This is a genomic window from Tsukamurella sp. USMM236 (genome assembly GCF_037148755.1).
Classification (GTDB): Bacteria; Actinomycetota; Actinomycetes; order Mycobacteriales; family Mycobacteriaceae; genus Tsukamurella.
Genome location: NZ_JBBCSS010000007.1, coordinates 176,965 through 201,713, shown reverse-complemented (window position 1 = coordinate 201,713; position 24,749 = coordinate 176,965). Strand labels below are relative to the sequence as shown.

The window sequence follows — 24,749 nt, the reverse complement described above, 5'->3', positions numbered from 1 at the left end:
GGCTACCGTTGACGGGCAGGTATTCCTGACCCGAAGGAGCACTACAGTGACGGTTCGCGTAGGTGTCAACGGATTCGGTCGGATCGGCCGCAACTTCTTCCGGGCGGTCGCCGCCCAGAAGGCCCTGGGGACGACGGACGTGGAGATCGTGGCGGTCAACGACCTGACCGACAACGCGATGCTGGCGCATCTCCTCAAGTTCGACTCGATCCTCGGCCGCCTCGACGCGGACGTGGTCGCCGACGGCGACACGATCCGCGTGGGCGATCAGGTGATCAAGGCGCTCGAGGTCCGCGAGGGACCGTCGGCGCTGCCCTGGGGCGACCTCGGCGTGGACGTCGTCATCGAGTCGACGGGCATCTTCACCGCCCGTGACAAGGCGCAGGGCCACCTCGATTCCGGCGCCAAGAAGGTGATCGTCTCGGCCCCCGCCGCCGGCGCCGACCTCACCGTCGTGATGGGCGTCAACGACGACAAGTACGACGGCAGTCAGCACGTCATCTCCAACGCGTCGTGCACCACGAACTGCCTCGGTCCGCTGGCGAAGGTGGTCAACGACGAGTTCGGCATCGTCAAGGGCCTGATGACCACGGTCCACGCCTACACGCAGGACCAGAACCTGCAGGACGGCCCGCACAAGGACCCGCGCCGCGCCCGTGCCGCGGCGATCAACGTGGTGCCCACGTCGACCGGCGCGGCCAAGGCCATCGGGCTCGTGCTGCCCGAGCTGGAGGGCAAGCTCGACGGCTATGCGCTGCGGGTGCCGATCCCCACGGGCTCGGTCACCGACCTCACCGTGCAGCTCGCGAAGAAGGCGACCGTGGAGGAGATCAACGCCGCGATGAAGGCGGCGGCCGAAGGGAAGCTCAAGGGCATTCTCAAGTACTACGACGCCCCGATCGTCTCCTCCGACATCGTCACCGACCCGCACAGCTCGCTCTTCGACGCGGGTCTCACCAAGGTGATCGACGATCAGGCTAAGGTCGTGTCCTGGTATGACAACGAATGGGGCTACAGCAACCGCCTCGTCGACGTGACTGATCTGGTAGGTAAATCGCTCTGATGACCGTTTCCACTCTTTCCGACCTGCTGTCCGAGGGCGTCGAGGGACGCACCGTGCTGGTCCGCAGCGACCTCAACGTGCCGCTCGACGATGCCGGCGCCATCACCGATGCGGGCCGCATCATCGCCTCGGTGCCCACGCTGAAGGCGCTCGCCGCTGCCGGCGCCAAGGTGATCGTGACCGCGCACCTCGGCCGCCCGAAGGGCGCACCCGACCCGAAGTTCTCCCTCGCGCCCGTCGCGGCGGAGCTGGCGGAGCGCCTGGGCCGCAACGTCCAGCTCGCGGGCGACGTCGTGGGCCAGGACGCGCTCGCGCGCGCCGAGGGCCTCACCGACGGTGACGTCCTCCTGCTGGAGAACGTGCGCTTCGATCCGCGCGAGACCAGCAAGGACGACGCCGAGCGCGAGGCGCTCGCCCGCGACCTCGCCGAGCTCGTCGACGTCTCCTCGCACGCCGGTGAGGGCGCCTTCGTCTCCGACGGCTTCGGCGTCGTGCACCGCAAGCAGGCCTCCGTCTTCGACGTCGCGAAGCTGCTCCCGGCCTACGCCGGCGGCCTCGTCGACGCCGAGGTCAAGGTGCTGGCGCAGCTGACCGAGAACCCGTCGCGGCCCTACGCCGTGGTGCTCGGCGGCTCCAAGGTCTCCGACAAGCTGGGTGTGATCCGCGCGCTGGCCCCCAAGGTCGACACCCTGGTGATCGGCGGCGGCATGGCCTTCACCTTCCTCGCCGCGCAGGGCTACTCCGTGGGCACCTCGCTGCTGCAGGAGGACCAGATCGACACCTGCAAGCAGCTGCTCGAGGAGTTCGGCGACGTGCTGCACTTGCCGATCGACGTCGTGGTCGCCGACGCCTTCGCCGCCGACGCCGCGTCGAAGACCGTCGCCGCCGACGCCATCGAGGACGGCTGGATGGGCCTCGACATCGGCCCCGAGTCCGCGCAGCGCTTCGGCGCCGTGCTCACCCAGGCCAAGACGGTGTTCTGGAACGGCCCCATGGGCGTCTTCGAGTTCCCGGCCTTCGCGGCCGGCACGAAGGCCGTCGCCGAGTCGGTCATCAAGGCCACCGGCAACGGCGCCTTCACCGTGGTGGGCGGCGGCGACTCCGCCGCGGCCGTGCGCACGCTGGGCCTCGACGAGGACGGCTTCAGCCACATCTCCACCGGTGGCGGCGCCTCGCTGGAGTACCTCGAGGGCAAGGAGCTCCCGGGGCTGAAGGTGCTCGAAAGGGGTGACGCATGAGCCGTAAGCCGCTCATCGCCGGCAACTGGAAGATGAACCTCAACCACCTCGAGGCGATCGCGGTGGTGCAGAAGCTGGCCTTCGCGCTGCCCGACAAGTACTTCGCGCACGTCGACGTGACGGTCATCCCGCCGTTCACCGACCTGCGCTCGGTGCAGACGGCCGTCGACGGTGACGACCTGAAGATCACCTACGGCGCGCAGGACCTCTCGCCGCACGACTCCGGCGCCTACACCGGCGACATCTCCGGCGCCTTCCTCGCCAAGCTCGGCTGCACCTACGTGGTGGTCGGGCACAGCGAGCGCCGCACCATCCACGGCGAGACGAACGAGATCGTGCTCGCCAAGACCAAGGCGGCGCTCCGGCACGGCCTCACCCCGATCGTCTGCATCGGGGAGGGGCTCGACATCCGTGAGCAGGGCACCCAGGTCGCGTACAACGTCGAGCAGCTCAAGGGCTCGCTCGCCGGGCTGACCGCCGAGGAGCTGTCCAAGACGGTCATCGCGTACGAGCCCGTCTGGGCGATCGGCACCGGCAAGGTGGCGACCCCGCAGGACGCGCAGGAGGTGTGCGCCGCGGTGCGGGCCACCATCGCCGAGCTCGGCGGCGCCGAGGTGGCCGCGGGGATCCGCGTGCTCTACGGCGGCTCGGTGTCCAGCAAGAACGTCGGGGAGCTCGTCGCGCAGCCCGACGTGGACGGCGGCCTCGTGGGCGGCGCCTCGCTCAAGCCCGACGAGTTCGCCGCGCTCAGCGCCATCGCCGCGGGCGGGCCGCTCTGATCCGGAGCCGGCCGCTGTAGGCCGACGCGCCCGCCACGCCCTGAACGACCGACGTCGACCGGAAGGTACACTGGATCCTCGTGGAAACATTGCAGCTGGTGCTGAAGATCGCCATCCTCGTGCTGAGCCTGCTGCTGGTGGTGCTCGTCCTGCTCCACCGCGGTAAGGGCGGCGGCCTGTCGTCGCTGTTCGGCGGCGGTGTGCAGTCGTCGCTCTCGGGCTCGTCGGTGGTGGAGAAGAACCTCGACCGGGTGACGATCTTCGTCGGCATCATCTGGACGGTGTGCATCGTCGGCGTGACGCTGAGCATCAAGCTGACGTCCTAGACGTCGCCCCGAAGACTTCGGCGAGGCGCCTCGAACCCGCAGGGTTCGGGGCGCCTTCGTCGTCGACGGGGTGCCGAAGGGCAGGGCGCCCATATGAGCGCTGACCTCGAAATCTGAGCAGGCGGTAGGAATACTGCCCAGCATGACCAGTGAGCCAGCGCGCGCCGCCACCGAACCCCTCCGTGACGACATCCGGCTGCTGGGCGGGATTCTCGGCGACACCGTCCGCGAGCAGGCCGGGCCACAGATCTTCGACCTCGTCGAACGCGCCCGGCAGGAGTCCTTCGCCGTGCGCCGCTCCGAGCTGGACCGCGGGCAGCTCGCCGCGCTGTTCGCCGACGTCCCCACCGGCGAGGCGATCCCGGTCATCCGCGCCTTCTCGCACTTCGCGCTGCTCGCCAACCTCGCCGAGGACCTCCACCGCGAGCGCCGGCGCGCGATCCACGTCCGGGCGGGCGAGCCGCCGCAGGCCTCGTCGCTGGCCCACACATACGGCTTGCTCGAGGCGGCGGAGCTCGACGGTGCGGACGTCGCCGCGGCGCTCCGGCACGCGCTCGTCGTGCCCGTGATCACCGCCCACCCGACCGAGACCCGGCGGCGCACCGTCTTCGACACCCAGCACCGGATCACCGAGCTCATGCGCTACCGCGACCGGACCCAGCTGGATGCACGTGAGGAGGAGCAGACCCAGGTCGCGCTCCGGCGCCAGATCCTCACCCTGTGGGACACCGCGCTGGTGCGGCTCGAGCGGCTGCGCATCCAGGACGAGATCGAGAACGGCCTGCGCTACTTCGATTCCGCCTTCCTGCAGGTGATGCCCGCGATCAACCGCGAGGCCCGGATCCGGCTGCGCGAGCTGTACCCCGGGACCGCCCTGCTGTCCGAGCCCATCGTGCGCCCCGGATCGTGGATCGGCGGCGACCGCGACGGCAACCCGTACGTCACCGACGAGGTGGTCACGATGGCCTCGCGGCGGGCCGCGGCCACCGCCATCGGGCACTACCTGCGCGAGCTGCTGCAGCTGGAGCAGGAGCTCGCGCTCAGCTCCCGGCTGACCACCGTCGCCGACGCGCTGCTGGACCTCGCCGCCTGGGACGACTCTCCCCGCCGCGCCGATGAGCCCTATCGCCGCGCGCTGCACGGCATCCGCGGCCGCCTCACCGCCACCGCGGACCACCTGCTCGACGAGCAGCTGGACGCGCGCACCGACATCGGGGCCGAGCCCTACGGCGGACCGTCGGAGCTGCTCGCGGACCTGGGCGTCGTGGACGCCTCCCTGCGGGCCGGCGGCGACGGCCTCATCGCGGACGACCGCCTGCAGTCGCTGCGGGAGGCCGTGAACACCTTCGGCTTCCACCTCTCCGGCCTCGACATGCGGCAGAACTCCGACGTGCACGAGGAGACCGTCGCGGAGCTCTTCGCGTGGGCCGGCGTGCACCCCGACTATGCCGCGCTCGACGAGGAGGAGCGGGTGCGCCTGCTCACCGCCGAGCTCCGCCTGCGTCGGCCGCTCGTGGGACCGGGGGCGGAGTTCTCCGACCAGACGGCGAAGGAGCTCGGGGTGCTCCGCGCCGCAGCGCGCGCCGTGGAATCGCTGGGCGCCAAGGCGATCCCGAACTACATCATCTCGATGTGCACGTCGGTCTCCGACCTGCTCGAGGCCGCGGTGCTGCTCAAGGAGGTGGGGCTGCTGCGGCCCGACACCGACGGCGGCGCCGAGTGCCCGGTCAACATCGTCCCGCTCTTCGAGACGATCGAGGACCTCCAGCAGGGCGCCGCGACGATGCGCGCCGCGTTCGCCGTGCCGGCCTACCGCTCGCTGGTCGACGGCAAGGGCGGGCTGCAGGAGATCATGCTGGGCTACAGCGATTCCAACAAGGACGGCGGCTACCTCGCGGCCAACTGGGCGCTCTACCGCGCCGAGCTGGACCTCGTCGCGATGGCGCGCGAGGCCGGGATCACGCTGCGGCTCTTCCACGGGCGCGGCGGCACCGTCGGCCGCGGCGGCGGTCCGAGTTACGACGCGATCCTCGCGCAGCCGCCAGGCGCGGTCCGCGGCTCGCTGCGGCTGACCGAGCAGGGCGAGATCATCGCCGCGAAGTACGCCGAACCCGCACTGGCCGTGCGGAACCTGGAGTCGCTCGTCGCGGCGACGCTGGAGTCGTCGCTGCTCGACGTGGAGGGCCTCGGCGACGACGCCGACGAGGCCTACGCGGTGCTCGACGAGCTCGCCGCCCTCGCGCGCGACGCCTACGGCGACCTCGTGCACCGGACCGAGGGCTTCGTCGAGTACTTCACCACCGCCACGCCGGTGGAGGAGATCGGCTCGCTGAACATCGGTTCGCGGCCCAGCTCGCGCAAGCAGACGTCGAAGATCTCCGACCTGCGCGCCATCCCGTGGGTCATGGCGTGGTCGCTGTCGCGGGTCATGCTGCCCGGCTTCTACGGCACGGGAACGGCGTTCGAGACGTGGATCGGGGGAGACCCGGACCGCCTCGAGCGGCTGCGCGCGCTGTACCGGCGCTGGCCCTTCTTCCGGTCGGTGCTCTCCAACATGGCGCAGGTCCTCGCCAAGTCCGACCTCGGCCTCGCCGCCCGCTACGCCGACCTCGTGCCCGACGCCGACCTGCGTGAGCGCGTCTTCGGCAAGATCGCCGACGAGCACCGCCGCACCATCGAGACGTACTTCGCGATCACCGAGACCGACGACCTGCTCGCCGACAACCACGCCCTCAAGCGTTCGGTGTTCAACCGCTTCCCGTACCTCGAGCCGCTCAACCACCTGCAGGTGGAGCTGTTGCGCCGGTACCGCTCCGGCGACGAGGACCCGCTGGTGCAGCGCGGCATCCTGCTGACCATGAACGGCCTCGCCACGGCGCTGCGCAACTCCGGCTAGCTCCTCCGCCCCCGGATTCTCCGCCCCAGGGCGGAGGACGGGACGACCCGGCGCCGGTACTGTCGGCCGCATGACTGACGTAGTGGTGCAGGACGAACAGGCGACGGTGCTGACCTTCCTCGCCGATATGCAGGACGGCCGGGCGGAGGAGGCGGTCGCCGCCTTCGACGAGGACGTGGTCTACACGAACGTGGGCCTCGCGACCCTGCGCGGTCGCAACCGTGCCGGCCGGGTGATCCGGCTCCTCGCGCAGCCCGCCCTCGGCTTCGGCGTCGAGGTCACGTCCATCGCGTCCGACGGTGCCGTCGTCCTCACCGAGCGCATCGACGAGCTGCGGGTGGGCCCGCTGCGCGTGCGGTTCTGGGTGTGCGGTCGGTTCGACGTGCACGACGGCCGGATCGTGCTGTGGCGGGACTACTTCGACAACCTGGACATCGCCAAGGGCGTCGTGCGCGGCGTGCTCGCTCTGGCGGTCCCCGCCGTGCAGCGGAAGATGACGCCCCTGCAGCGCTGACCTACTTGTTGTACCGGGTGCTGATCTCGGGCCGGATCATGTCGGAGACGAACTTCGCGGCGCAGTGTTTCCCGTCGTAGCTCTGCTGCAGGCACCACGCCAACGCGGGCTCGTAGGTGTCCCAGCTGGCTCCGGCGTACACCGGCACCCAGGAGTCGTCGCGGTCGAAGACCGGCCAGCCGCCGCTCTGCAGGAGACGGACGCTCCCGTGGCGCTGGTCGAAGTACGCGACCTCGCCGAGGATGTCCGCCTCGAACCAGGTCTTGCCGTCGTCGAACGCGCCGGGGTACTTCGAGGCGAGTTGCGCCACCCAGCGGTTGTTGAGCGTCGCCAGCACCACGGGCCGGTCCGCCGCGGCGCGGGTCTGCAGGGCGGCCAGTGGGTTCGGTGCGGCGGTGGTCGTCGTGGTGGGCGGCGCGTCGGTGGTGGTCGGCGCGGCCGCCGTCGCGGTGACGGTCGCCGTGGCGGTGGCTCCGCCGGTCTGTGCGACCGGTGAGCTCTGGCGGTCCGACAGTGCGACGTAGCCCAGTACGGCGGTGGCGCCCACCAGCACGGCGGCGACCACCGCGAGGACCGGCACCGCGCGGCTCTTCGCGGGCGGCGGTGCTTGCTGGTAGGCCGGTGCCATCGGGTACGACGGCGCGACCGGGTACGAGGGAGCGGCCGGATACGACGGAGCCTGCGGATAGGACACCGCGCGTGGGTACGACGCGGGCGGCGACGGCTGGGAGACTACGGTGAGGTCGGAATCCGCGGGTGGATACGGCTGCGAGATCACGGTGGGGTCGGACGGCTCCGCGAGCGGCCGGATCAGCGTGCGGTCGTAGGCGGGGGAGGGCAACGGCACGTCCACGCTGTGGCCGGCGAGGGCCTCGCGCGCGGCGGTCGCCAGCTCGCCGCAGCCGGCGAACCGGTCGGCGGGGTCCTTCGCCATGCCCCGCGCGATCACGGTGTCCATCGCCGCCGGGACCGGAGCCTCCTCGCTCACCCGGGGAATCGGGGCGGTGACGTGCTGCTTGAGCATGGATCCCAGGCTCGCGCCGCGGTAGGGAGCGTGCCCCGTGAGCGCCTCGAACAGGACGCACGCCAGCGAGTACACGTCGCTCGCGACGGTGGCCGAGTCACCGTCGAACCGCTCGGGTGCCGCGTAGGCCTGCGAGCCGACGAACAGCCCCGCCGAGGTCATCCGGGACTGCGTATCGGCCACCGCGAGTCCGAAGTCGAGCAGGTACGGGAAGCCCGACTCGGTGAGCTCGATGTTGGCGGGCTTGACGTCCCGGTGCACGAGGCCCTTGGCGTGCGCCGCATCGAGCGCGCCGGCCACCTGCTCGACGAGGGCGACGGCGCGCTCCGGGGGCAGCGGACCGTCGCGCAGGGCCTCCGCGAGGTTGCGCCCCTCGACCAGGCGCATGTCGATGAACAGCACCCCGTCGATCTCGCCGAAGTCGTGGATCGGGATGACGTGTGGGTCCGCGAGTCGCGCCACCGTCTGCGATTCGCGGGAGAACCGCTCGCGGAACTGTGGGTCCTCGGCCGCCGACGCGTGCAGCAGCTTCAGCGCGACGTCCCGGTCGCGCTGCGCGTCGTGCGCGAGGTACACCTCGCCCATCCCGCCCCGGCCGAGCAGGCGCCCGATCTCGTACGGCCCCAGCGTGCTCCCGCTGCGCGTGCCCTCGCTCATGGACGTCCCCTCCCGCTGGGTGCTGCGCTGATCGTAGCGGGATCGACCGACAGGAACGGCCGTGATGAGTCAGACTCCGGAGACGGGAACGCCCGGGTGCCATCCGAACGGATGACACCCGGGCGCCGGGGATCTCGTGCGCTCAGAGCGTGCGCGCGATGATCTCCTTCATGATCTCGTTGGTGCCGGCGTAGATCATCTGGACGCGGTTGTCGACCCAGAAGCGCGCCGCGGGGTACTCGGCCATGTAGCCGTAGCCGCCGAACAGCTGCAGGCACTCGGACGCGACCTCCTGGGCGCGGTCCGAGGTCCACCACTTCGCCATGGCGACGGTGGGGATGTCGAGCTCGCCCTTGACGTGCTTCTCGATGCAGTCGTCCACGAAGACCCGCGCGATGGTGGTCTCGGTGAGCGCCTCGGCGAGCTTGAACTTGGTGTTCTGGAAACCGAAGATGGGGCGGCCGAAGGCCTCCCGCTCCTTGGTGTAGCGGAGGGTCTCCTCGAAGATGACCTCCATGCCCGCGACGCAGGCCTGGCCGATGATGAGGCGCTCCTGCGGCAGCTGCTGCATGAGCTGGTAGAAGCCCTGCCCCTCCTGGGTGCCGAGGAGGTTCTCGACGGGCACGTGCACGTCGTCGAAGAAGAGCTCGGAGGTGTCCTGGCCCTTCTGGCCGATCTTGTTGAGGATGTTGCCCTTGCGGAAACCCTCGCGGTCGGCCTCGACCAGGATGAGGGAGATGCCGGCGGCGCCCTCGTCCGGGTTGGTCTTGCAGACCAGGACCACGATGTCGGCCTGCTGGCCGTTCGTGATGAAGGTCTTGCTGCCGTTGATCACGTACTCGCCGCCGGTCTTGATGGCGCGGGTCTTCACGTTCTGCAGGTCCGAGCCGGTGCCCGGCTCGGTCATCGCGATGGCGCCGACGGCCTCGCCGGAGGCCATCTTCGGCAGCCAGGCCTGCTTCTGCTCCTCGGTGCCGTACGCGAGGATGTAGTGCGCGACGATGCCGTTGTGCAGCGAGACGCCCCAGCTGGTGTCGAAGGCCTGCGCCTGCGCGGCGATGAGCACCGACTCGTGGCGGAAGTCGCCGCCACCGCCGCCGTACTCCTCGGGGATCGACAGGCACAGCAGGCCCAGCTCGCCGGCCTTGTTCCACAGGTCGCGGTCGACGTGGTGCTGCTCGGCGAACTTCTCGATGTTGGGGGTGAGTTCCTTCGCCAGGAACTTGTCCGCGAGGTCGCGGAGGGCGTCGAGCTCTTCGTTCATCCAGCTCGAGCGGCGGCGTGCGGCCATGGGGTGACCACCTTTCTGCGGAGGGTTGCCGCACCACTTAATCAGAACCGGATCGACGAAAACAAGCACGGGTGCAGGATTCGGGGAATAGGTGCAGGTCGGACCGGGGGATTCGCCCGGACGCGGCGTGTTCGGATGTGCCGATGTCGCCTCCCCGCGGTCGTAACGTTCGTCAGCGCGAGCGCGATGATGCAGCGAGCGGATTCCGGTCGTGCGGGTTCGTGCCGAACGACCGAAGGAGTACGTGTCGTGCGCCCTGATCCCCTACTGACCGATGCCCTGTATCAGCAGGTCTTCCTCCGGGCCGGCCTCCCGATGGCGCTGCACAGCTCGGACCGTCGCTTCCTGCACGCGAACGACGCGATGGTCGACCTGCTCGGCTACTCGCTCGAAGAGCTCCAGGTGATGACGGTGATGGACGTCGTCCATCCCGAGGAGCGCGACACCAGCGCGCGGTTCGCGGCGCAGTGGCTCGCCGGGATCGGCAGGGAATCCCGGCTGTTCGGACGGATCGTCCGCAAGGACGGCGGGGTCGTCAGCGCCCGGATCCGCAAGTACGTCCTCGACCCGGGCGGCCCCGACGGTGCCCTGGTCGCGCTCGCAGTGATCGACCGGATCGACGAGGAGCACACGTCGGAGTACGCCTCGCGCCACGACGACCTGACGGGCCTGCTGAACAGGCGCGGCTTCCGGGAGGCCCTGGCCGTCTCCTACCCGGAGAACCTCCCGTCCGTGCTGGCGATGCTCGACGTGGACCACCTCAAGTCCGTCAACGACCGCTTCGGTCACGCCGCGGGTGACGAGGTGATCGTCGCGGTCGCGAGGACCCTGGCGCTCGCGCTGCCGGACGACGGCGTGCTGTGCCGCTGGTCCGGCGACGAGTTCGTCGCCTTCGTACCGCGGCCCACCGCGGACGACTTCGCTCCCGCGCGCCTCCGCGCGCTCGCCTACCGGGCCCGCGTGCCCGTGTCGGGCGGATTCGTCGTGCCGGAGGTGTCCGTGGGGATCACGCGGTTCGACCCCGGAACCGACCGGCTCGATGACGCCCTGCGGCGCGCGGACGCCGAGATGTACCGCGCCAAGCAGGGCGCGAGGGCGGCCGGCGATGCGTGCGCGGAAGGTCTGCCCACGGCGCCGTGAGTAGCGGGAGATATCGCCTGTGAACTGCGGAAACAGAAAGTTGGAACCGTTCGTCGCGTTGGTGCGTCTAATTGATGCGGAGGAAAAACCAACGAGATCGGGGGAACGAGTTGGACACGACACCGCAGGTCTGGTCGGACGTCGCTCACGCGGAGAAGACGGTCGAGCAGGCGCACGAGGTCCGTGAGCGATTGGCCCGAGTTTCGGGCATGGGGACGGCCGCACGGGGGGATGTGCGGGTCACCGTCGGGATGGGGGGACGACTCACGGGGGTGGTGATCGCGGGACGCGCGATGGGGTACTCGGGGGAGGCTCTGAGCGCGGAGATCATGACGGCGGCCTCCCTGGCCGAGAAGGCAGCGGCCAGGGAGGTCCACTCGATCGCCACCGAGTTCTATCCGGGGCTCGACTTCTGGGATCAGTACATGGGGGAGGTGGACCGGTGACGGACTGTGTGGTCACGCCGGCCACCGCTGTCGCTCATGAGCAGGCGCTCACGACGATCGCGACGACCGTGAGTACGGCCGGGACGACGTCGTCGTCGAACCGTGTGGGCGACGGTGACTACGGCGCCCTCTTCGGGTGGCTGGCCACCCGGGTGAACTCCGCTCTCGACGACCTCACGGAATCGGTCTCCACGCATAGCGGCGAACTCGAGACGCACCGTACCGAGTTCCGGCGGAACATCACGGTGAACCAGGAGACGGATCAGGGCGGCGCCACCGCGTTGACGGAAACCGGGCGAAGATGAGCGGCGACGGCGTGATCGGCACCGTCGGCGACGCCGTCGCCGGTGTACCGCTCGCCGAAGCCGTGGTCGACGCCGCGGAGGCCGTGGTCGAGGATCAGAGCGCGATGGGGCTGCTCGCCGCGGTCGTGAGCATCGGCTCCGAAGTGAGCAGCGCGGTGCAGGATCCGATCGGCACCTTCTTCGCCTCCGGCGTGGGCTGGGTCATCGAGGCGATCCCGGCGCTGAAGTCCTCTCTGGACGCCGTGTCCGGAAATCCGGACAAGATCGAGGACCTGAGCGAAATCTGGACCGAGAAGGTCGCCACTCCTCTCGCGGCTGTGGCCGACGCCGTGCGGACGGCCTCGTCCGCCACGTCGTCCGGGTGGTCGGGCGTCGATGCTGATGCGTATCGCACGGCCACGACCGCTCTCGCCGAGCACAGCGAAGCCCTCGGCACCGCGGCGAGATCCACCGCGACCGGCTTGAGCATCGCGGGAGCCCTCGTCGTCGAGGTTCGCAACTTCATCCGCGACGAGCTCGCATCCCTCGCCGTGTGGGCCGCGGCGAGCTACGCGGCCGCCACGGCGACATCGATTCCCACGGGCGGTGCCTCCGTGGTCGCGGCAACGAACACGATCCTGCTGCGCGGAGCAGCGTTGGCCCAGCGCTTCGCCGGAGTGCTTCGGAAGCTCACCACCAAGCTCGAGGGGCTCGCGGACAAGTTCGCCGCCCTCGGCACGGCCGCGCGGGCGCTGCGCCGCACGAGCACCGGCATCGACAACGTTGCCGCGGCGACGACGCGCGCCGTCGACGACGGTGTAGTCGTCCAGACAGCGTTCCTTCTCGCGGGAAACAGCCCGATCTCCTCGGTCGGTGAGGTCGCCGTGTCGGCGGGCACCAGCGGGATCAAGGCCATGGGTGACGGGTGGACCACCTGGACCGGCACGCAGCCCGCGTGAATCCCATGCGGCAGGATGACGGGGTGACTTCCGCAGCTGCACGTGACCTGGTCATCCTCGACGTCCCGGCCGAGGCGCGGGCAGCCCACGCGCGGCTCCTCGGCGCCGATCCGGCCGAGATCCACACCGCGGGCGCCATCGACGTCGCTGTCGGCGCACCGTCGTGGGCGGGCGCCTCGGGGCTCCTCGTCGCGGCGGACGACGCCGCCATGGCCGCGAAGCTCGCCGAACGACGAGGACTGCCCCTGACGGATGTCGGCACCGGATTCGCCGGACCCGCAGACGGACTCGCCCTCGGTTACGCCGGCCCGACGGTGCCCGGCGCCGCGCCCGGCGCGGAGATCACCGGCGTCGACCACGTCGTGCTCACCTCGCCGAACCGCGACCGCATCATCGCCACCCTGTGCGGCCGGCTCGACTTCGACCTGCGCCTGGACCGGGTGCAGTCGTGGGGCGTGCACCAGCTGTTCCTCCGCCGCGGCGACCTGCTCGTCGAGGTGGTCCTGCAGGAGGGAGAGGGCGTCGACCCCGCCGGCCCGGACGCGCTGTGGGGACTCGCCTGGCGCACCGTCGACGCTGATGCGACGCACGCCCGCCTGACCGAGCAGGGGGTCACCGTGAGCGACGTGCGGCGCGGCGCGAAGCCGGGTACACGAGTCGCGACGGTCAAGGACCCCGCACTGGGCGTGCCGACGATCGTGCTGGAGCAGTCCTAGCCGAGCCGGGACGCGGCGGCACCGTCGAGGTACCAGACGGTCTCCTCGGAGCCGTGTGCGCCGGCGCAGGGCCAGTCCTCGGGCGACGCCCCGCCGACCCCGGCGGCCACGGCCTCGGCTTTCTCGGCGCCCGAGACGAGCAGCCACACGCGGCGCGCGGCGGCGACCGCCGGCAGCGTCAGCGTGAGGCGCCGCGGCGGCGGCTTGGGGGAGTCGCGCACCGACACCACGACGGCGTCCGTCTCGCGGACCGCGTCGGTGTCGGGGAAGAGCGAGTTGATGTGGCCCTCGCCGCCCATGCCGAGCAGGTGCACGTCGAAGCGGGGCACGGTGCCCTCACCCGCCGTGACGGCGTTGCCGCGGGCGGCGGCGTTGTCGGCCAGGCGCTTCGCGTAGACGCGGGCGGCGAGCTCGCCGTCGCCGCTGAACTCGTCCGATGCAGGGAAGCGGTAGACGTTCGCGTCGGGGATCGGCACGTGCGCGAGGAGCGTGTCCTCGGCCTGCAGCACGTTGCGGTCGGGGTCGTCGCCCGCGACGAAGCGCTCGTCGCCGAAGAAGACGTCGATCCGCGACCAGTCGATCACCCGCTCCCGCAGCGCCGCCGACAGCGCGTTGCCGTTGGTGCCGCCGGTCAGCACGATCGAGGCGAAGCCCCGCTCGGCCTGCGCCTGCTCGATCACCGCAACCAGGTCGTCGGCGGCGGCCGCGACGAGAGCGTCGGCATCGTCGAACGTGCGGACGGTGGGCTCGGTCATCAGGGCATCTCCGATCGATCCACGTCGGACACGCCGCCCAACGCCGTGTAGTAGATGTCGTCGTCGTCGAGGCGGCGCAGTTCCTCCGCGAGGCAGTCCGCCACGTCGCGTCGGCGGATCGCGACGCGTCCGTCGGGCTGGCCCGGCCGTACGAGGACGGCGGTGGAGTTCTGGTCGAACTCCAGGCGCAGCGGCCCGCTCGCGCGGTCGAGCTGCACTTCGAAGCTGCCGGCCCGGCGCCGCACGGGCACGCCGAGCTGCGCCCGCAGCCAGCCCGCGAGCAGGTCGATGCCGGGGCTGTTCGACGGTCCCGTCACCACCGCGGACGTGATCGGCTCGAACGGCGGCTGGTCCAACGCCGATGCCAGGAGCGCACGCCACGGGGTGATCCGCGACCACGCGAGGTCCGAATCGCCCGGCGCGAAGCCGTCGCGGCGCCGCGCGAGCACGGCGACGGAATCGTCGGACGCGGTGGCATCGGTGATGCGGCGGGTCGCGAGCGCGCCCACCTTGTCGGCGGAGGGCACCGCGGGCGCGGCGCCGGGCCACCAGGCGACGACGGGCGTGTCCGGGAGTAGGAAGGGCACGATGACCGAGGCGCCGTGGTCGGCCAGCTCGCCGAACAGGCGCAGCACCACGACCTCCGACGCGCCGGCGTCGCCGCCGACGCGGATCTGCGCGTCGAGCCGGGTCCGCTCCGCGCGCGGACCGCGGGCCACGACGATCACGCGGCACGGATGCTCGCGCGATGCGGCGTTGGTGGCCTCGATGGCGCTCTCGGTGGGCTCGCCCTCCTCGGCGGAGATGATGAGCGTGAGCACGCGGCCCAGGGTGACCGCGCCGCCCGATTCGCGCAGGCGCACGAGCTTCTTCGAGACGTCCTGGGTGGAGGTGTCCGGCAGATCGAGAATCATGGGCGCCGCCACGTCCTTCCGGTCCGGTCGAGCATCGCGTCGGCCGACGCCGGGCCCCACGTCCCGGACTCGTACTCCTCGGGCCGGCCGCCCTCGGCCCACAGCGCGAGCACCGGGTCGAGGATCTTCCACGACAGCTCGACCTCGGCGTTCACCGGGAACAGCGAGGGCTCGCCGAGCAGCACGTCGAGGATCAGCCGCTCGTAGGCCTCGGGGGAGCTCACCGTGAAGGCCTCGCCGTAGCTGAAGTCCATGTTGACGTCGCGGACCTCCATGGAACTGCCCGGCACCTTGGAACCGAACCGGAGGGTCACGCCCTCGTCGGGCTGCACGCGGATGACGAGCGCGTTCTGGCCCAGCTCCTCGGTCATGGTGTCGTCGAAGGGCAGGTGCGGCGCGCGCTTGAACATCAGCGCGATCTCCGTGACGCGGCGCCCCAGTCGCTTGCCGGTGCGCAGGTAGAAGGGCACGCCCGCCCACCGCCGGGAGGCGATCTCGACGGTGATCGCGGCGTAGGTCTCCGTGGTGGAGGTCTCGCTGAAGCCCTCCTCCTGGAGCAGGCCCACGACCTTCTCGCTGCCCTGCCAGCCCGGGCCGTACTGGCCGCGCGCGGAGGTCTCCGCGAGCGGCTCCACGGGGGAGGTGGCCGAGAGCACCTTGATCTTCTCGGCCTGCAGCTCCGCCGGGTGGAAGCTGGTGGGCTCCTCCATCGCGATGAGCGCCATCAGCTGCAGGAGGTGGTTCTGGATCACGTCGCGGGCGGCGCCGATGCCGTCGTAGTAGCCGGCGCGGCCGCCGAGGCCGATGTCCTCGGCCATGGTGATCTGGACGCTGTCCACGTAGTGGCTGTTCCATGTCGGCTCGAACAGCTGGTTCGCGAAGCGCAGAGCCAGGATGTTCTGCACCGTCTCCTTTCCGAGGTAGTGATCGATCCGGAAGACCGACTGTTCGGCGAAGACGTCGTTGACCACGGCGTTGAGCTTCTGCGCGGACTCGAGGTCGTGCCCGAAGGGCTTCTCGATCACCACGCGCCGCCAGCCCTCGGACTGGTCCGCCAGGCCCGAGCGCTTGAGCTGCTCGCACACCGTGGGGAAGGCGTCCGGGGGGATGGAGAGGTAGAAGGCGGTGTTGCCGCCCGTGCCCCGTTCGGCGTCCAGGTCGGCCAGCGCCGCCGAGAGTCGGTCGAACGAGTCGTCGTCGTCGAAGGCGCCCTGGACGAACCGGATGCCCTCGGCCAGGCGCTCCCAGACGTCGTCGCGGAACTCGGTGCGCGAGTGGGCCTTCGCTGCCTCCCGGACCGTCGCCGCGAAGTCCTCGTCGGTCCACGGGCGGCGGCCGAAGCCCACCAGCGAGAAGCCGGGCGGGAGCAGCCCGCGGTTCGCGAGGTCGTATACGGCGGGCATCAGCTTGCGCCGCGACAGGTCGCCGGTGACGCCGAAGATCACCAGGGACGAGGGCCCCGCGATCCTCGGCAGGCGACGGTCCTTCGGGTCCCTCAGGGGATTGCCGGGCATCATCGGGCCCCACCCGTCCGGTTTCGATCCGAGGTCGCGGCAGCGCGCTTGGTCCAGGTCACCGGGTGTTAGGCCCCGGTCTTGAGCTGCTCGGCGGTCGCGTCGAGCAGCTGCTGCCAGGCCTGCTCGAACTTCTCCACGCCCTCGGTCTCGAGGAGCTCGAAGACGGCCGACAGGTCGACGCCCGCGCCCTGCAGGTCGGAGAAGACCTGCGCCGACTCCTCCGCGCGGCCGATGATCGTGCCGTCGGTGACCGTGCCGTGGTCGGCGAAGGCCGCCATCGTGGCGCCGGGCATGGTGTTGACGGTGTTCGGGGCGATCAGCTCCGCGACGTACAGGGTGTCCTTGTACGCCGGGTTCTTCACGCCCGTCGACGCCCACAGCGGGCGCTGCACGTTCGCGCCCTCGATCGCGGCGAACCGGGCCGCGCCGAAGATCTCCTCGTACGCGGCGTAGGCCAGGCGCGCGTTGGCGAGGCCGGCCTTGCCGCGCAGCGCGAGCGCCGCGTCGGTGCCGATCGCGTCGAGCCGCTTGTCGATCTCGGTGTCCACGCGGGAGACGAAGAACGAGGCGACCGAGTAGATGTCGGCCACGTTCCGGCCGGCCGCGGCCGCCGCCTCGATGCCGTCGAGGTAGGCGTCCATGACCTGGCGGTGGCGCTCCACCGAGAAGATCAGCGTCACGTTCACCGAGATGCCCTCGGCGATCACGCGGGCGATCGCGGGCAGGCCGGCGAGCGTCGCGGGGATCTTGATGAGCACGTTCGGCCGGTCGACGATCTTGTGCAGCTCGATCGCCTGGGCGACGGTGCCCTCGGTGTCGTGCGCGAGGCGCGGGTCGACCTCGATCGAGACCCGGCCGTCGACGCCGCCGGTCTTCTCGAAGACGGGGGCGAGCACGTCGCACGCCGCGCGCACGTCGTCGGTGGTGACGGTGCGGATCGTCTCGTCCACCCCGGCGCCGCGGGCGGCGAGCTCGGCGACCTGCGCCGCGTACTCGGTGCCCTTGGACAGCGCCGCCTGGAAGATCGCCGGGTTCGTGGTGACGCCGGTGACGGAGTCCGTCTCCGGGAGCTCCGCGAGCTTGCCGGACTGGATCAGGCCGCGCGAGAGGTCGTCGAGCCAGACGGAGACGCCGGCCTCGTACAGGGCGGCGAGATTCGGGTTCTGAGCCATGGTGTGGTTATCCCTTCAGGTTGGCGAGGGACTGCTCGGCCTTCTGGGCCACGTTCTCGCCGGTGAATCCGTACTTAGCGAACAGGACCTTGTCGGAGGCGGACTCGCCGAAGTGCTCGAGCGAGACGACCTCGCCGAAGCCGCCGACGATGCGCCACCAGGACTGGGCGATGCCGGCCTCGACGGCGACGCGCGCCTTGACCGACGGCGGCAGGACGCTGTCCTGGTACGCCTGGTCCTGGGCGTGGAACCACTCGACCGACGGCATGGAGACGACGCGCGCCTTGATGCCCTTCGCCGCGAGCAGGTCGGCGGCCTGCAGGGCCAGCTGCACCTCGGACCCGGTCCCGATGATGATCACGTCGGGGGCGGCACCGTCGGCCTCCTTGAGGACGTAACCGCCCCGCGCGACGCCCTCGGCGGACGTGCCGGGCAGGATCGGCACGCCCTGGCGGGTGAGGATCAGGCCCGTGGGGCCGTTGCCGCCGGTGCGCTCGAGGGTGGCCTTCCACGCCGCGACGGTCTCGTTCGCGTCGGCGGGGCGGACCACGTTCAGGCCCGGGATGGCGCGCAGCGCGGCGAGGTGCTCGACCGGCTGGTGCGTGGGGCCGTCCTCGCCGAGGCCGACCGAGTCGTGCGTCCACACGTAGATCGGATCGATGTCCATGAGGGCCGCGAGGCGGACGGCGGGGCGCATGTAGTCCGCGAACTGCAGGAAGGTGCCGGCGTAGGGACGGGTCTTCCCGTGCAGCACGATGCCGTTGAGGATCGAGCCCATCGCGTGCTCGCGGATGCCGAAGTGCAGCGTGCGGCCGTAGGGCTGCGCGTTCCAGTCCTCGGTCGAGATCGACGGGGGACCGAAGGAGTCGGCGCCCTTGATCGTGGTGTTGTTCGAGCCCGCGAGGTCGGCGGAGCCGCCCCACAGCTCGGGCAGGGTCTGGCCGGCGGCCGCGAGGAAGGCGCCGGACGCGGCGCGGGTCGCGATGGCCTTGTCGTCGACCGACCAGGTCGGCAGCTCGGCGTCCCAGCCCGCGGGCAGGGTTCCGGCCTCGAGCCGGTCGAGCAGCGCCTTGCGCTCCGGGTTGGCGGCGGCCCAGGCGTCGAAGCGCACGTTCCACGCCTCGTGCTCGGCCTGGCCGCGCTTGATCAGCTCGCGCGAGTGCGCGATGACCTCGGGGGCCACGTCGAAGCTCTTCGCCGGGTCGAAGCCCAGGATCTCCTTGACCGCGGCCACCTCGTCGCCGCCGAGCGCCGAGCCGTGCACGCCGCCCGTGTTCATCTTGTTCGGGGCGGGGAAGCCGATGACGGTGCGCACGATGATGATCGACGGCTTGTCGGTGACGGCCTTGGCGGCCGCGGTGGCCTCCTCGATCGCCGTGACGTTCTCGCCGCCCTCGACGTACTGCACGTGCCAGCCGTAGGCCTCGTACCGCTTCGCCACGTCCTCGGAGAGCGCGATGTCGGTGTTGTGCTCGATGGAGATCTTGTTGTCGTCGTAGAAGAGGACGAGGTTGCCCAGTTGCTGGGTGCCGGCGAGCGAGGACGCCTCGGAGGTGACGCCCTCCTCGATGTCGCCGTCGGAGGCGATGACGTAGATGAAGTGGTCGAACGGGCTCTGCCCCGGCGCGGCCTCCGGGTCGAACAGCCCGCGCTCGTAGCGCGAGGCCATCGCCATGCCCACCGCGGACGCGAGGCCCTGGCCCAGCGGGCCGGTGGTGATCTCGACGCCCTTGGTGTGCCGGTACTCGGGGTGGCCGGGGGTCAGCGAGCCCTCGGTGCGCAGCGCCTCGAGGTCGCCCAGCTCCAGGCCGAAGCCGCCCAGGTACAGCTGGGTGTAGAGCGTGAGGCTCGAGTGGCCGCAGGACAGCACGAACCGGTCGCGGCCGATCCAGTGGGTGTCCGACGGGTCGTGGACCATGAGCTTCTGGAACAACGTGTAGGCCAGGGGAGCGAGGCTCATCGCGGTGCCGGGGTGGCCGTTGCCGACCTTCTGCACCGCGTCGGCCGCCAGCACCCGGGCGGTATCCACCGCGCGCGTGTCGAGATCGGTCCAGTCGGCGGGGTGATGCGGAGTGGTGAGGGTGTGGATCTCGGCGGTGCTGGTCACGGCTGGCGGACTCTCCTGGTCGTGGGGGCGTGCGTGCTCAAGTGTGAACCCTACTCGGCGGCGACGCACGGTCTGCGGAAACTACCGGGTAGGGCGACGGGTGGCCACCGCCACGGTTCGCGGCGGCGATCCCGATTCGGCGCCGGGGAGTCGGAGGACTACCATGGCTCGTAGTAGATGGGGTCGGCGCCGGTCGCGGGCCCGCGGCGGGGCAGCTGCCCCACCGCCCGCGGTCGGTCAGCCCCGGCCGCGGAAGAAACGTCACGTCCGGTCGCGTCCGGACACGGCAGAAGAGAGTGCGGCACAGATGGTTTTCAAGGGCGGGCACGGGACGAACACCCCAGACGCTCGCTCGGCGGCCGCGCCGGTCCCCGCGTCCTTCGCCGGCCGCGTCGGGCAGACGGTGCTCGCGTACATCGCGCTGACCAAGCCGAAGGTGATCGAGCTGCTGCTCGTCGCCACCATCCCCGTGATGCTGCTGGCCGACCGCGGCCACGTGAACCTTCCGCTCATCCTGTCGACGCTGTTCGGCGGCTGGCTCGGCGCCGCGTCGGCGAACACGCTCAACATGGTCGCGGACGCCGACATCGATCAGAAGATGAAGCGCACCGAGCGGCGCCCGCTCGCGCGGCACGCGGTGCCCGTCCGGCACGCGCTGATCTTCGGCCTCGTCCTGGCCGCGGCCTCGTTCGTGTGGCTGTGGCAGATGGCGAACCTGCTGTCCGCGGTGCTGGTGCTGGTCACGATCGCGTTCTACCTGTTCGTGTACACGATGCTGCTCAAGCGGCGCACCTCCCAGAACGTGGTCTGGGGCGGGGCCGCGGGCTGCATGCCCACGCTCGTCGGCTGGGCTGCCGCGACCGGCACCATCGAGTGGCCGGCGATCGTTCTGTTCCTGGTGATCTTCTTCTGGACGCCGCCCCACACCTGGGCGCTCGCGATGCGCTACAAGGAGGACTACAAGGCCGCCGGCGTCCCGATGCTGCCCGTCGTCGCGCCGGAGACCGTCGTCGCGCGGCAGATGGTCTGGTACACGTGGGCCACCGTCATCACGACGCTGGTGCTGATCCCCGCCGCCGGCCTGGTCTACGCGATCGCCGCGGCGCTGTGCGGGGCCTGGTTCCTCTACGCGGTCCACAAGCTGTACTCGCAGACCAAGGCGGGCCAGGAGATCAAGCCGCTCAAGGTCTTCCTGCAGTCCAACAACTACCTCGCGGTGCTGTTCTGCGCGCTCTCGGTGGACTCGATCCTCAACTACAGCACCGTCTGGCAGCTGCTCGGTCACTGATGGCCGCCTCCGACCGCGACCTCTGGACGCTGATCTTCGCCGAACGCGCCGCGCTGGCCGAGGATCTCGGCGCCCTGACGGACGAGCGGTGGGGCACCCCGTCGCTCTGCGCGGGTCTGACGGTCCGCGAGGTCCTGGCCCACCTCACCGCCGGGGCGTCCGACAATCCCGTCGTCTGGTTCGCGGGCGTCCTGCGCAACCGCTTCGACTTCGACGCCAACGTCGCGCAGCGGCTCGCCAAACGGCTGGGCGACGCCCCCGCGGACACGCTGCGGCAGTTCCGCGGCGTGTGCACCAGCCGGACGAAGGCGCCGATCCCCGTCGCCGCGATGCTCGGGGAGATCGTGGTGCACGGCGAGGACATCCGTCGCCCGCTCGGCATCGTGCGCGAATACCCGGCGGGCGTGCTCGAGCGCGTCGCGGCGTTCTACGCCGGCTCGGACCTGATGCTGCCGTCGGCGACCCGGGCCCGCGGCCTGCGGCTGCGCGCGACCGACGGCGCCTTCGCCGTCGGTGACGGCCCGGAGGTCGCCGGGCCCACCGTCGCGCTGGTCATGGCGCTCACCGGGCGCGACGACTACCTCGCCGAGCTGAGCGGCCCGGGCCTGGCGGAGTTCGCCTCCCGCTGAGCCGCCCGGCGATCAGGCCTGCGCGATCCCGAGGGCGGCGGTCACCGTCGCGCGGACGCGCCGGTGCACCTCCTCCGGCGACGAGGCGTCGAGTTTGCCGTCCAGGTGCAGGAACGCCAGCCCGTGTACGAGGGCCCAGACCGCCGTCGCGGTGTCCTCGGAATCCGACGCGGCGCCCTGCAGGGTCTGCCCGATCAGCCCCGTCAGGTACGCCTTGATCAGGTCCACCGCCTCGACGCGGTCCGGGTCCGTGCCGCAGGGCTCGGCGAACATCGCGCGGAAGAGGCCGGTGCGCTGCAGCGCGAAGTCGACGTAGGCGATCGCGATGTCGGCCAGGTCGTCCGGGCCCGACGGTGCCGGCGACGCGGCGGTCAGGGCGGCCGCGAGCTCGCGGTATCCGACGGCCGCGACGGCCGAGATCAGGGCGCCGCGGTCGGGGAAGTGGCGGTAGGGCGCGGCGGTCGAGACCCCCGCCCGGCGGGCGACGGCGCGCAGCGACAGGTCGGTGGCGCCGCCCTCCTCGTCGAGGATCTCGACGGCGGCGCCGACGAGCGCGCCGGGCAGGTCGCCGTGGTGGTAGGTGGTGCTCATGCTGATCAATCTACCCCAGTGTTGACACCGCTTACATGTGGATCTAGTGTAAGCACCGCTCACACGATGTGAGCGATGCTTACACCGTCGCGAAAGGCGCCCGATGTCCGACCTGTTCTCCCCGCTCACGCTCCGCTCCGGCGCCGTCCTGCCCAACCGCATCGCGAAGGCCGCGATGGAGGAGGGCCTCGCGGGCGCGGAGCAGGCGCCCGACGGGCGCACCGTCGAGCTGTACCGCCGCTGGGGCGCCGGCGGCACCGGCCTGCTCATCACCGGCAACGTCATGGTCCACGCCGAGGCGCTCACCGGGCCCGGCGCGATCGTCCTCGACGCGCGCTCGCCGCTCGCGCCGTTCCGGGCCTGGGCCGCGGCCGCCACGGAGAACGGGGCGAGCATCTGGATGCAGATCAGCCACCCGGGCCGGCAGATCCAGAAGGACATGCCCGGCGTCGTCTGGGGGCCGTCCGCGAAGTCCGTCGACCTCGGCAGCGCCCTCTCGAGCCGGTTCGCCACGCCGACCGCGATGACCGAGGCGCAGATCCGCGCCACCGTCGCCCGCTTCGCCACGACCGCCCGTCGCGCGGAAGAGGCCGGATTCGACGGGGTCGAGGTGCACGCCGCGCACGGCTACCTGCTCTCCCAGTTCCTCTCGCCGCTGGTCAACACCCGCACCGATGAGTGGGGTGGCTCGCTCGAGAACCGCGCCCGCCTCCTGCTCGACGTCGTCCGGGCGATCCGGGCCGAGGTCTCGCCGGGCTTCGCCGTCGCCGTGAAGCTCAACTCCGCCGACTTCCAGCGCGGCGGCTTCGACGCCACCGACGCGCAGGCTGTGATCGCCATGCTCGCGCCGCTCGGCGTCGACCTCGTGGAGATCTCGGGCGGCAGCTACGAGAGCCCCGCCATGACCGGCCGCGCGACCGGCCCCGCGGCCGACGGCCGCCCCGGCGACGCCCGCAGCGTCGCGCGCGAGGCCTACTTCCTCGAGCTCGCCGCCGACCTCGCGGTCACCAGCGAGATCCCGCTCATGCTCACCGGGGGCATCACGCGTCGCGAGACCGCCGAGGCCGTCCTCGCGGAGAACGTCGCCGTCGTGGGCATCGGGACCGCGCTGTCCGTGACCCCGGACCTGCCCGCCCGGTGGCGCGCGGGCGACGGCACCGTCGGCGCCCTGCGGCCCGTGACGTGGAAGAACAAGCCCCTCGCGTCCATGGCCTCGATGGCGCAGGTCCGCCACCAGCTGCGGCGCATGGCCGCCGGGAAGGACCCGCGCCCCGGCGTCCTGCCCGCGCTCGCGCTGGTCCGCGACCTCGCCGTCGTGCGACGGGCCCTCGGGCGGTACCGCCGCTGGCTCGCCGCGCGTCCGGCCGACGGTGCCGCGCTCACCGCTGCCGCGCTGTCAGGGGAGTAGCGCCACCGAGCCCGTGGTCCGGCGCGCCTGCAGGTCCGTGTGGGCGCGTCCGGCCTCCGCCAGCGGGTACGTCGCGCCGACGGTGAACCGCAGCGAGCCGTCGCGCAGGCCGTCGAGCACCGCGCCGCTGCGCCGGGCGAAGTCCTCCGGCGTCGCGACGTGGTGCGCCAGGGTGGGGCGCTGCACGAACAGCGAACCCAGCGGGTTGAGGCGCTGCAGGTCGAAGGGCGGCACGGGGCCCGACGCGGCGCCGAACAGCACGACGATGCCTTTGTGTCGCGTGGCGAGAAGCGAGGCCTCGAAGGTGTCCTTGCCCACGCCGTCGTACACCGCGGCGACGCCCGCGCCGTCCGTCAGCTCGCGCACCCGGGCGGCGACGTCCTCGTCGTAGCGCAGCACCTGCCAGGCGCCCGCCTCGCGCGAGAGGCGCTCCTTCTCGTCGGTCGACACCGTCGTGATCACGCGGGCGCCCAGCGCCGTCGCCATCTGGGTCACGAGCAGGCCGGTGCCGCCCGCGCCGGCGTGCACCAGCACGGTGTCGCCCGCCTGCACGGGGTGCGAGTCGTGGGCCAGGTAGTGGGCCGTCATGCCCTGCAGCAGGACCGACGCCGCGACCTCGGGCGCCACCCCGTCGGGCACCGCGACGGTGCGCTCCGCCGGCACCGTCACGAGCTCCGCGTAGGAGCCGGGCCCGTCGCACCACGCGACCACGTCGCCCACCGCGCGGTTCGTGACGCCCTCGCCGAGTGCGACGACGGTGCCGGAGCCCTCGCTGCCCGGGACGTACGGCAGCGCGGTGGGGTACATGCCCTCGCGGAAGTAGGTGTCGATGAAGTTGACGCCGATGGCGCTCGTGCGGACCAGCACCTGGCCCGGTCCGGGCACCGGGTCCGGAACCTCGCCGTAGGTCAGGACTTCCGGGCCGCCGTGTTCTGTCACCGTGATCGCGCGCATGACTCATCTCTACCGCACGCTGTGTGGCAGGGTCGACGGGGCTGCAGAATCCGGCCCGCGCTCATCCCGTCGATCGAGGAG

The 24,749-nt window shown here is 71.3% G+C and carries 23 protein-coding genes; 14 read left to right on the top strand and 9 right to left on the bottom strand.

Features of this window, described 5'->3' with window-relative positions; translation table 11 throughout:
• Positions 1–46: 46 nt before the first annotated feature.
• From gap to WFK95_RS20920, 6 genes are all read left to right on the top strand, one after another.
• Positions 47–1,063, top strand: a complete 1,017-nt coding sequence (gap, locus tag WFK95_RS20945) for a type I glyceraldehyde-3-phosphate dehydrogenase (protein WP_336671831.1) — start codon at positions 47–49, stop codon at positions 1,061–1,063.
• Positions 1,063–2,301, top strand: coding sequence for a phosphoglycerate kinase (locus tag WFK95_RS20940; RefSeq protein WP_336671830.1), 1,239 nt, complete (start codon positions 1,063–1,065; stop codon positions 2,299–2,301). The genes gap and WFK95_RS20940 overlap by 1 nt, the downstream gene beginning before the upstream one ends.
• A complete protein-coding gene (tpiA, locus tag WFK95_RS20935; protein WP_336671829.1) occupies positions 2,298–3,080 on the top strand; it encodes a triose-phosphate isomerase in 783 nt (260 codons plus the stop codon). Before WFK95_RS20940 ends, tpiA begins: the two co-directional genes overlap by 4 nt.
• A gap of 89 nt (positions 3,081–3,169) precedes the next feature.
• Positions 3,170–3,406, top strand: coding sequence for a preprotein translocase subunit SecG (gene secG / locus WFK95_RS20930; RefSeq protein WP_068520767.1), 237 nt, complete (start codon positions 3,170–3,172; stop codon positions 3,404–3,406).
• Positions 3,407–3,548: 142 nt separating this feature from the next.
• Positions 3,549–6,302, top strand: a complete 2,754-nt coding sequence (gene ppc, locus WFK95_RS20925; protein ID WP_336671828.1) for a phosphoenolpyruvate carboxylase — start codon at positions 3,549–3,551, stop codon at positions 6,300–6,302.
• Between the two features lie 70 nt (positions 6,303–6,372).
• Positions 6,373–6,816 carry a limonene-1,2-epoxide hydrolase family protein gene (locus WFK95_RS20920; RefSeq protein ID WP_336671827.1) on the top strand — a complete coding sequence of 148 codons (444 nt, stop codon included), beginning with the start codon at positions 6,373–6,375 and terminating at the stop codon, positions 6,814–6,816.
• A 1-nt stretch (position 6,817) separates the two neighbouring features.
• Here the strand turns inward: WFK95_RS20920 and WFK95_RS20915 are convergent, their stop codons facing one another.
• Positions 6,818–8,497, bottom strand: coding sequence for a serine/threonine-protein kinase (locus WFK95_RS20915; RefSeq protein WP_336671826.1), 1,680 nt, complete (start codon positions 8,495–8,497; stop codon positions 6,818–6,820).
• 142 nt (positions 8,498–8,639) lie between these two features.
• Complete coding sequence (locus tag WFK95_RS20910; RefSeq protein WP_224646653.1) at positions 8,640–9,788, bottom strand: acyl-CoA dehydrogenase family protein; 1,149 nt, start codon at positions 9,786–9,788, stop codon at positions 8,640–8,642.
• Positions 9,789–10,037: 249 nt separating this feature from the next.
• Between WFK95_RS20910 and WFK95_RS20905 the strand changes: the two genes are divergently transcribed.
• The 5 genes from WFK95_RS20905 (at position 10,038) to WFK95_RS20885 (ending at position 13,333) form a co-directional block, all read left to right on the top strand.
• Positions 10,038–10,928 (top strand): sensor domain-containing diguanylate cyclase, encoded by an 891-nt coding sequence (locus tag WFK95_RS20905; RefSeq protein ID WP_336671825.1) that lies wholly within the window; start codon positions 10,038–10,040, stop codon positions 10,926–10,928.
• Between the two features lie 110 nt (positions 10,929–11,038).
• Positions 11,039–11,374 (top strand): YbaB/EbfC family nucleoid-associated protein, encoded by a 336-nt coding sequence (locus WFK95_RS20900; protein WP_336671824.1) that lies wholly within the window; start codon positions 11,039–11,041, stop codon positions 11,372–11,374.
• Entirely contained in the window at positions 11,371–11,679 is a 309-nt protein-coding gene (locus WFK95_RS20895) for a hypothetical protein (protein ID WP_336671823.1), read from the top strand. The genes WFK95_RS20900 and WFK95_RS20895 overlap by 4 nt, the downstream gene beginning before the upstream one ends.
• On the top strand, positions 11,676–12,617 hold the full coding sequence (locus WFK95_RS20890; RefSeq protein WP_224648705.1) for a WXG100-like domain-containing protein: 942 nt from the start codon (positions 11,676–11,678) through the stop codon (positions 12,615–12,617). Before WFK95_RS20895 ends, WFK95_RS20890 begins: the two co-directional genes overlap by 4 nt.
• 23 nt (positions 12,618–12,640) lie before the next feature.
• Entirely contained in the window at positions 12,641–13,333 is a 693-nt protein-coding gene (locus WFK95_RS20885; protein WP_224648703.1) for a VOC family protein, read from the top strand.
• Here WFK95_RS20885 and pgl read toward each other — a convergent pair.
• The 5 genes from pgl to tkt all read right to left on the bottom strand — a co-directional run bounded on the left by pgl (position 13,330) and on the right by tkt (position 19,798).
• Positions 13,330–14,088: a 6-phosphogluconolactonase gene (gene pgl / locus WFK95_RS20880; protein WP_224648701.1), complete on the bottom strand. Its 759-nt coding sequence runs from the start codon at positions 14,086–14,088 to the stop codon at positions 13,330–13,332. The two genes, WFK95_RS20885 and pgl, sit on opposite strands and share 4 nt — an antisense overlap.
• Entirely contained in the window at positions 14,088–15,002 is a 915-nt protein-coding gene (opcA, locus tag WFK95_RS20875) for a glucose-6-phosphate dehydrogenase assembly protein OpcA (RefSeq protein ID WP_224648698.1), read from the bottom strand. Before opcA ends, pgl begins: the two co-directional genes overlap by 1 nt.
• Positions 14,999–16,519 (bottom strand): glucose-6-phosphate dehydrogenase, encoded by a 1,521-nt coding sequence (zwf, locus tag WFK95_RS20870; protein WP_224648685.1) that lies wholly within the window; start codon positions 16,517–16,519, stop codon positions 14,999–15,001. The genes opcA and zwf overlap by 4 nt, the downstream gene beginning before the upstream one ends.
• A gap of 65 nt (positions 16,520–16,584) precedes the next feature.
• A complete protein-coding gene (gene tal / locus WFK95_RS20865; protein ID WP_224648683.1) occupies positions 16,585–17,691 on the bottom strand; it encodes a transaldolase in 1,107 nt (368 codons plus the stop codon).
• 7 nt (positions 17,692–17,698) lie between these two features.
• Positions 17,699–19,798, bottom strand: coding sequence for a transketolase (gene tkt, locus WFK95_RS20860; protein ID WP_224648681.1), 2,100 nt, complete (start codon positions 19,796–19,798; stop codon positions 17,699–17,701).
• 307 nt (positions 19,799–20,105) lie between these two features.
• Here tkt and WFK95_RS20855 point away from each other — a divergent pair, with 307 nt between their 5' ends.
• Both WFK95_RS20855 and WFK95_RS20850 read left to right on the top strand, forming a co-directional pair.
• Positions 20,106–21,086: a heme o synthase gene (locus tag WFK95_RS20855; RefSeq protein WP_224648679.1), complete on the top strand. Its 981-nt coding sequence runs from the start codon at positions 20,106–20,108 to the stop codon at positions 21,084–21,086.
• Complete coding sequence (locus WFK95_RS20850; protein ID WP_224648677.1) at positions 21,086–21,715, top strand: maleylpyruvate isomerase family mycothiol-dependent enzyme; 630 nt, start codon at positions 21,086–21,088, stop codon at positions 21,713–21,715. Before WFK95_RS20855 ends, WFK95_RS20850 begins: the two co-directional genes overlap by 1 nt.
• A gap of 12 nt (positions 21,716–21,727) precedes the next feature.
• Here the strand turns inward: WFK95_RS20850 and WFK95_RS20845 are convergent, their stop codons facing one another.
• Entirely contained in the window at positions 21,728–22,306 is a 579-nt protein-coding gene (locus tag WFK95_RS20845; protein ID WP_224648675.1) for a TetR/AcrR family transcriptional regulator, read from the bottom strand.
• A 103-nt stretch (positions 22,307–22,409) separates the two neighbouring features.
• Here WFK95_RS20845 and WFK95_RS20840 point away from each other — a divergent pair, with 103 nt between their 5' ends.
• Positions 22,410–23,714, top strand: coding sequence for an NADH:flavin oxidoreductase/NADH oxidase family protein (locus WFK95_RS20840; RefSeq protein WP_224648673.1), 1,305 nt, complete (start codon positions 22,410–22,412; stop codon positions 23,712–23,714).
• Here the strand turns inward: WFK95_RS20840 and WFK95_RS20835 are convergent.
• Positions 23,703–24,668 (bottom strand): quinone oxidoreductase family protein, encoded by a 966-nt coding sequence (locus WFK95_RS20835; RefSeq protein WP_224648671.1) that lies wholly within the window; start codon positions 24,666–24,668, stop codon positions 23,703–23,705. The two genes, WFK95_RS20840 and WFK95_RS20835, sit on opposite strands and share 12 nt — an antisense overlap.
• Positions 24,669–24,749 lie beyond the last annotated feature (81 nt).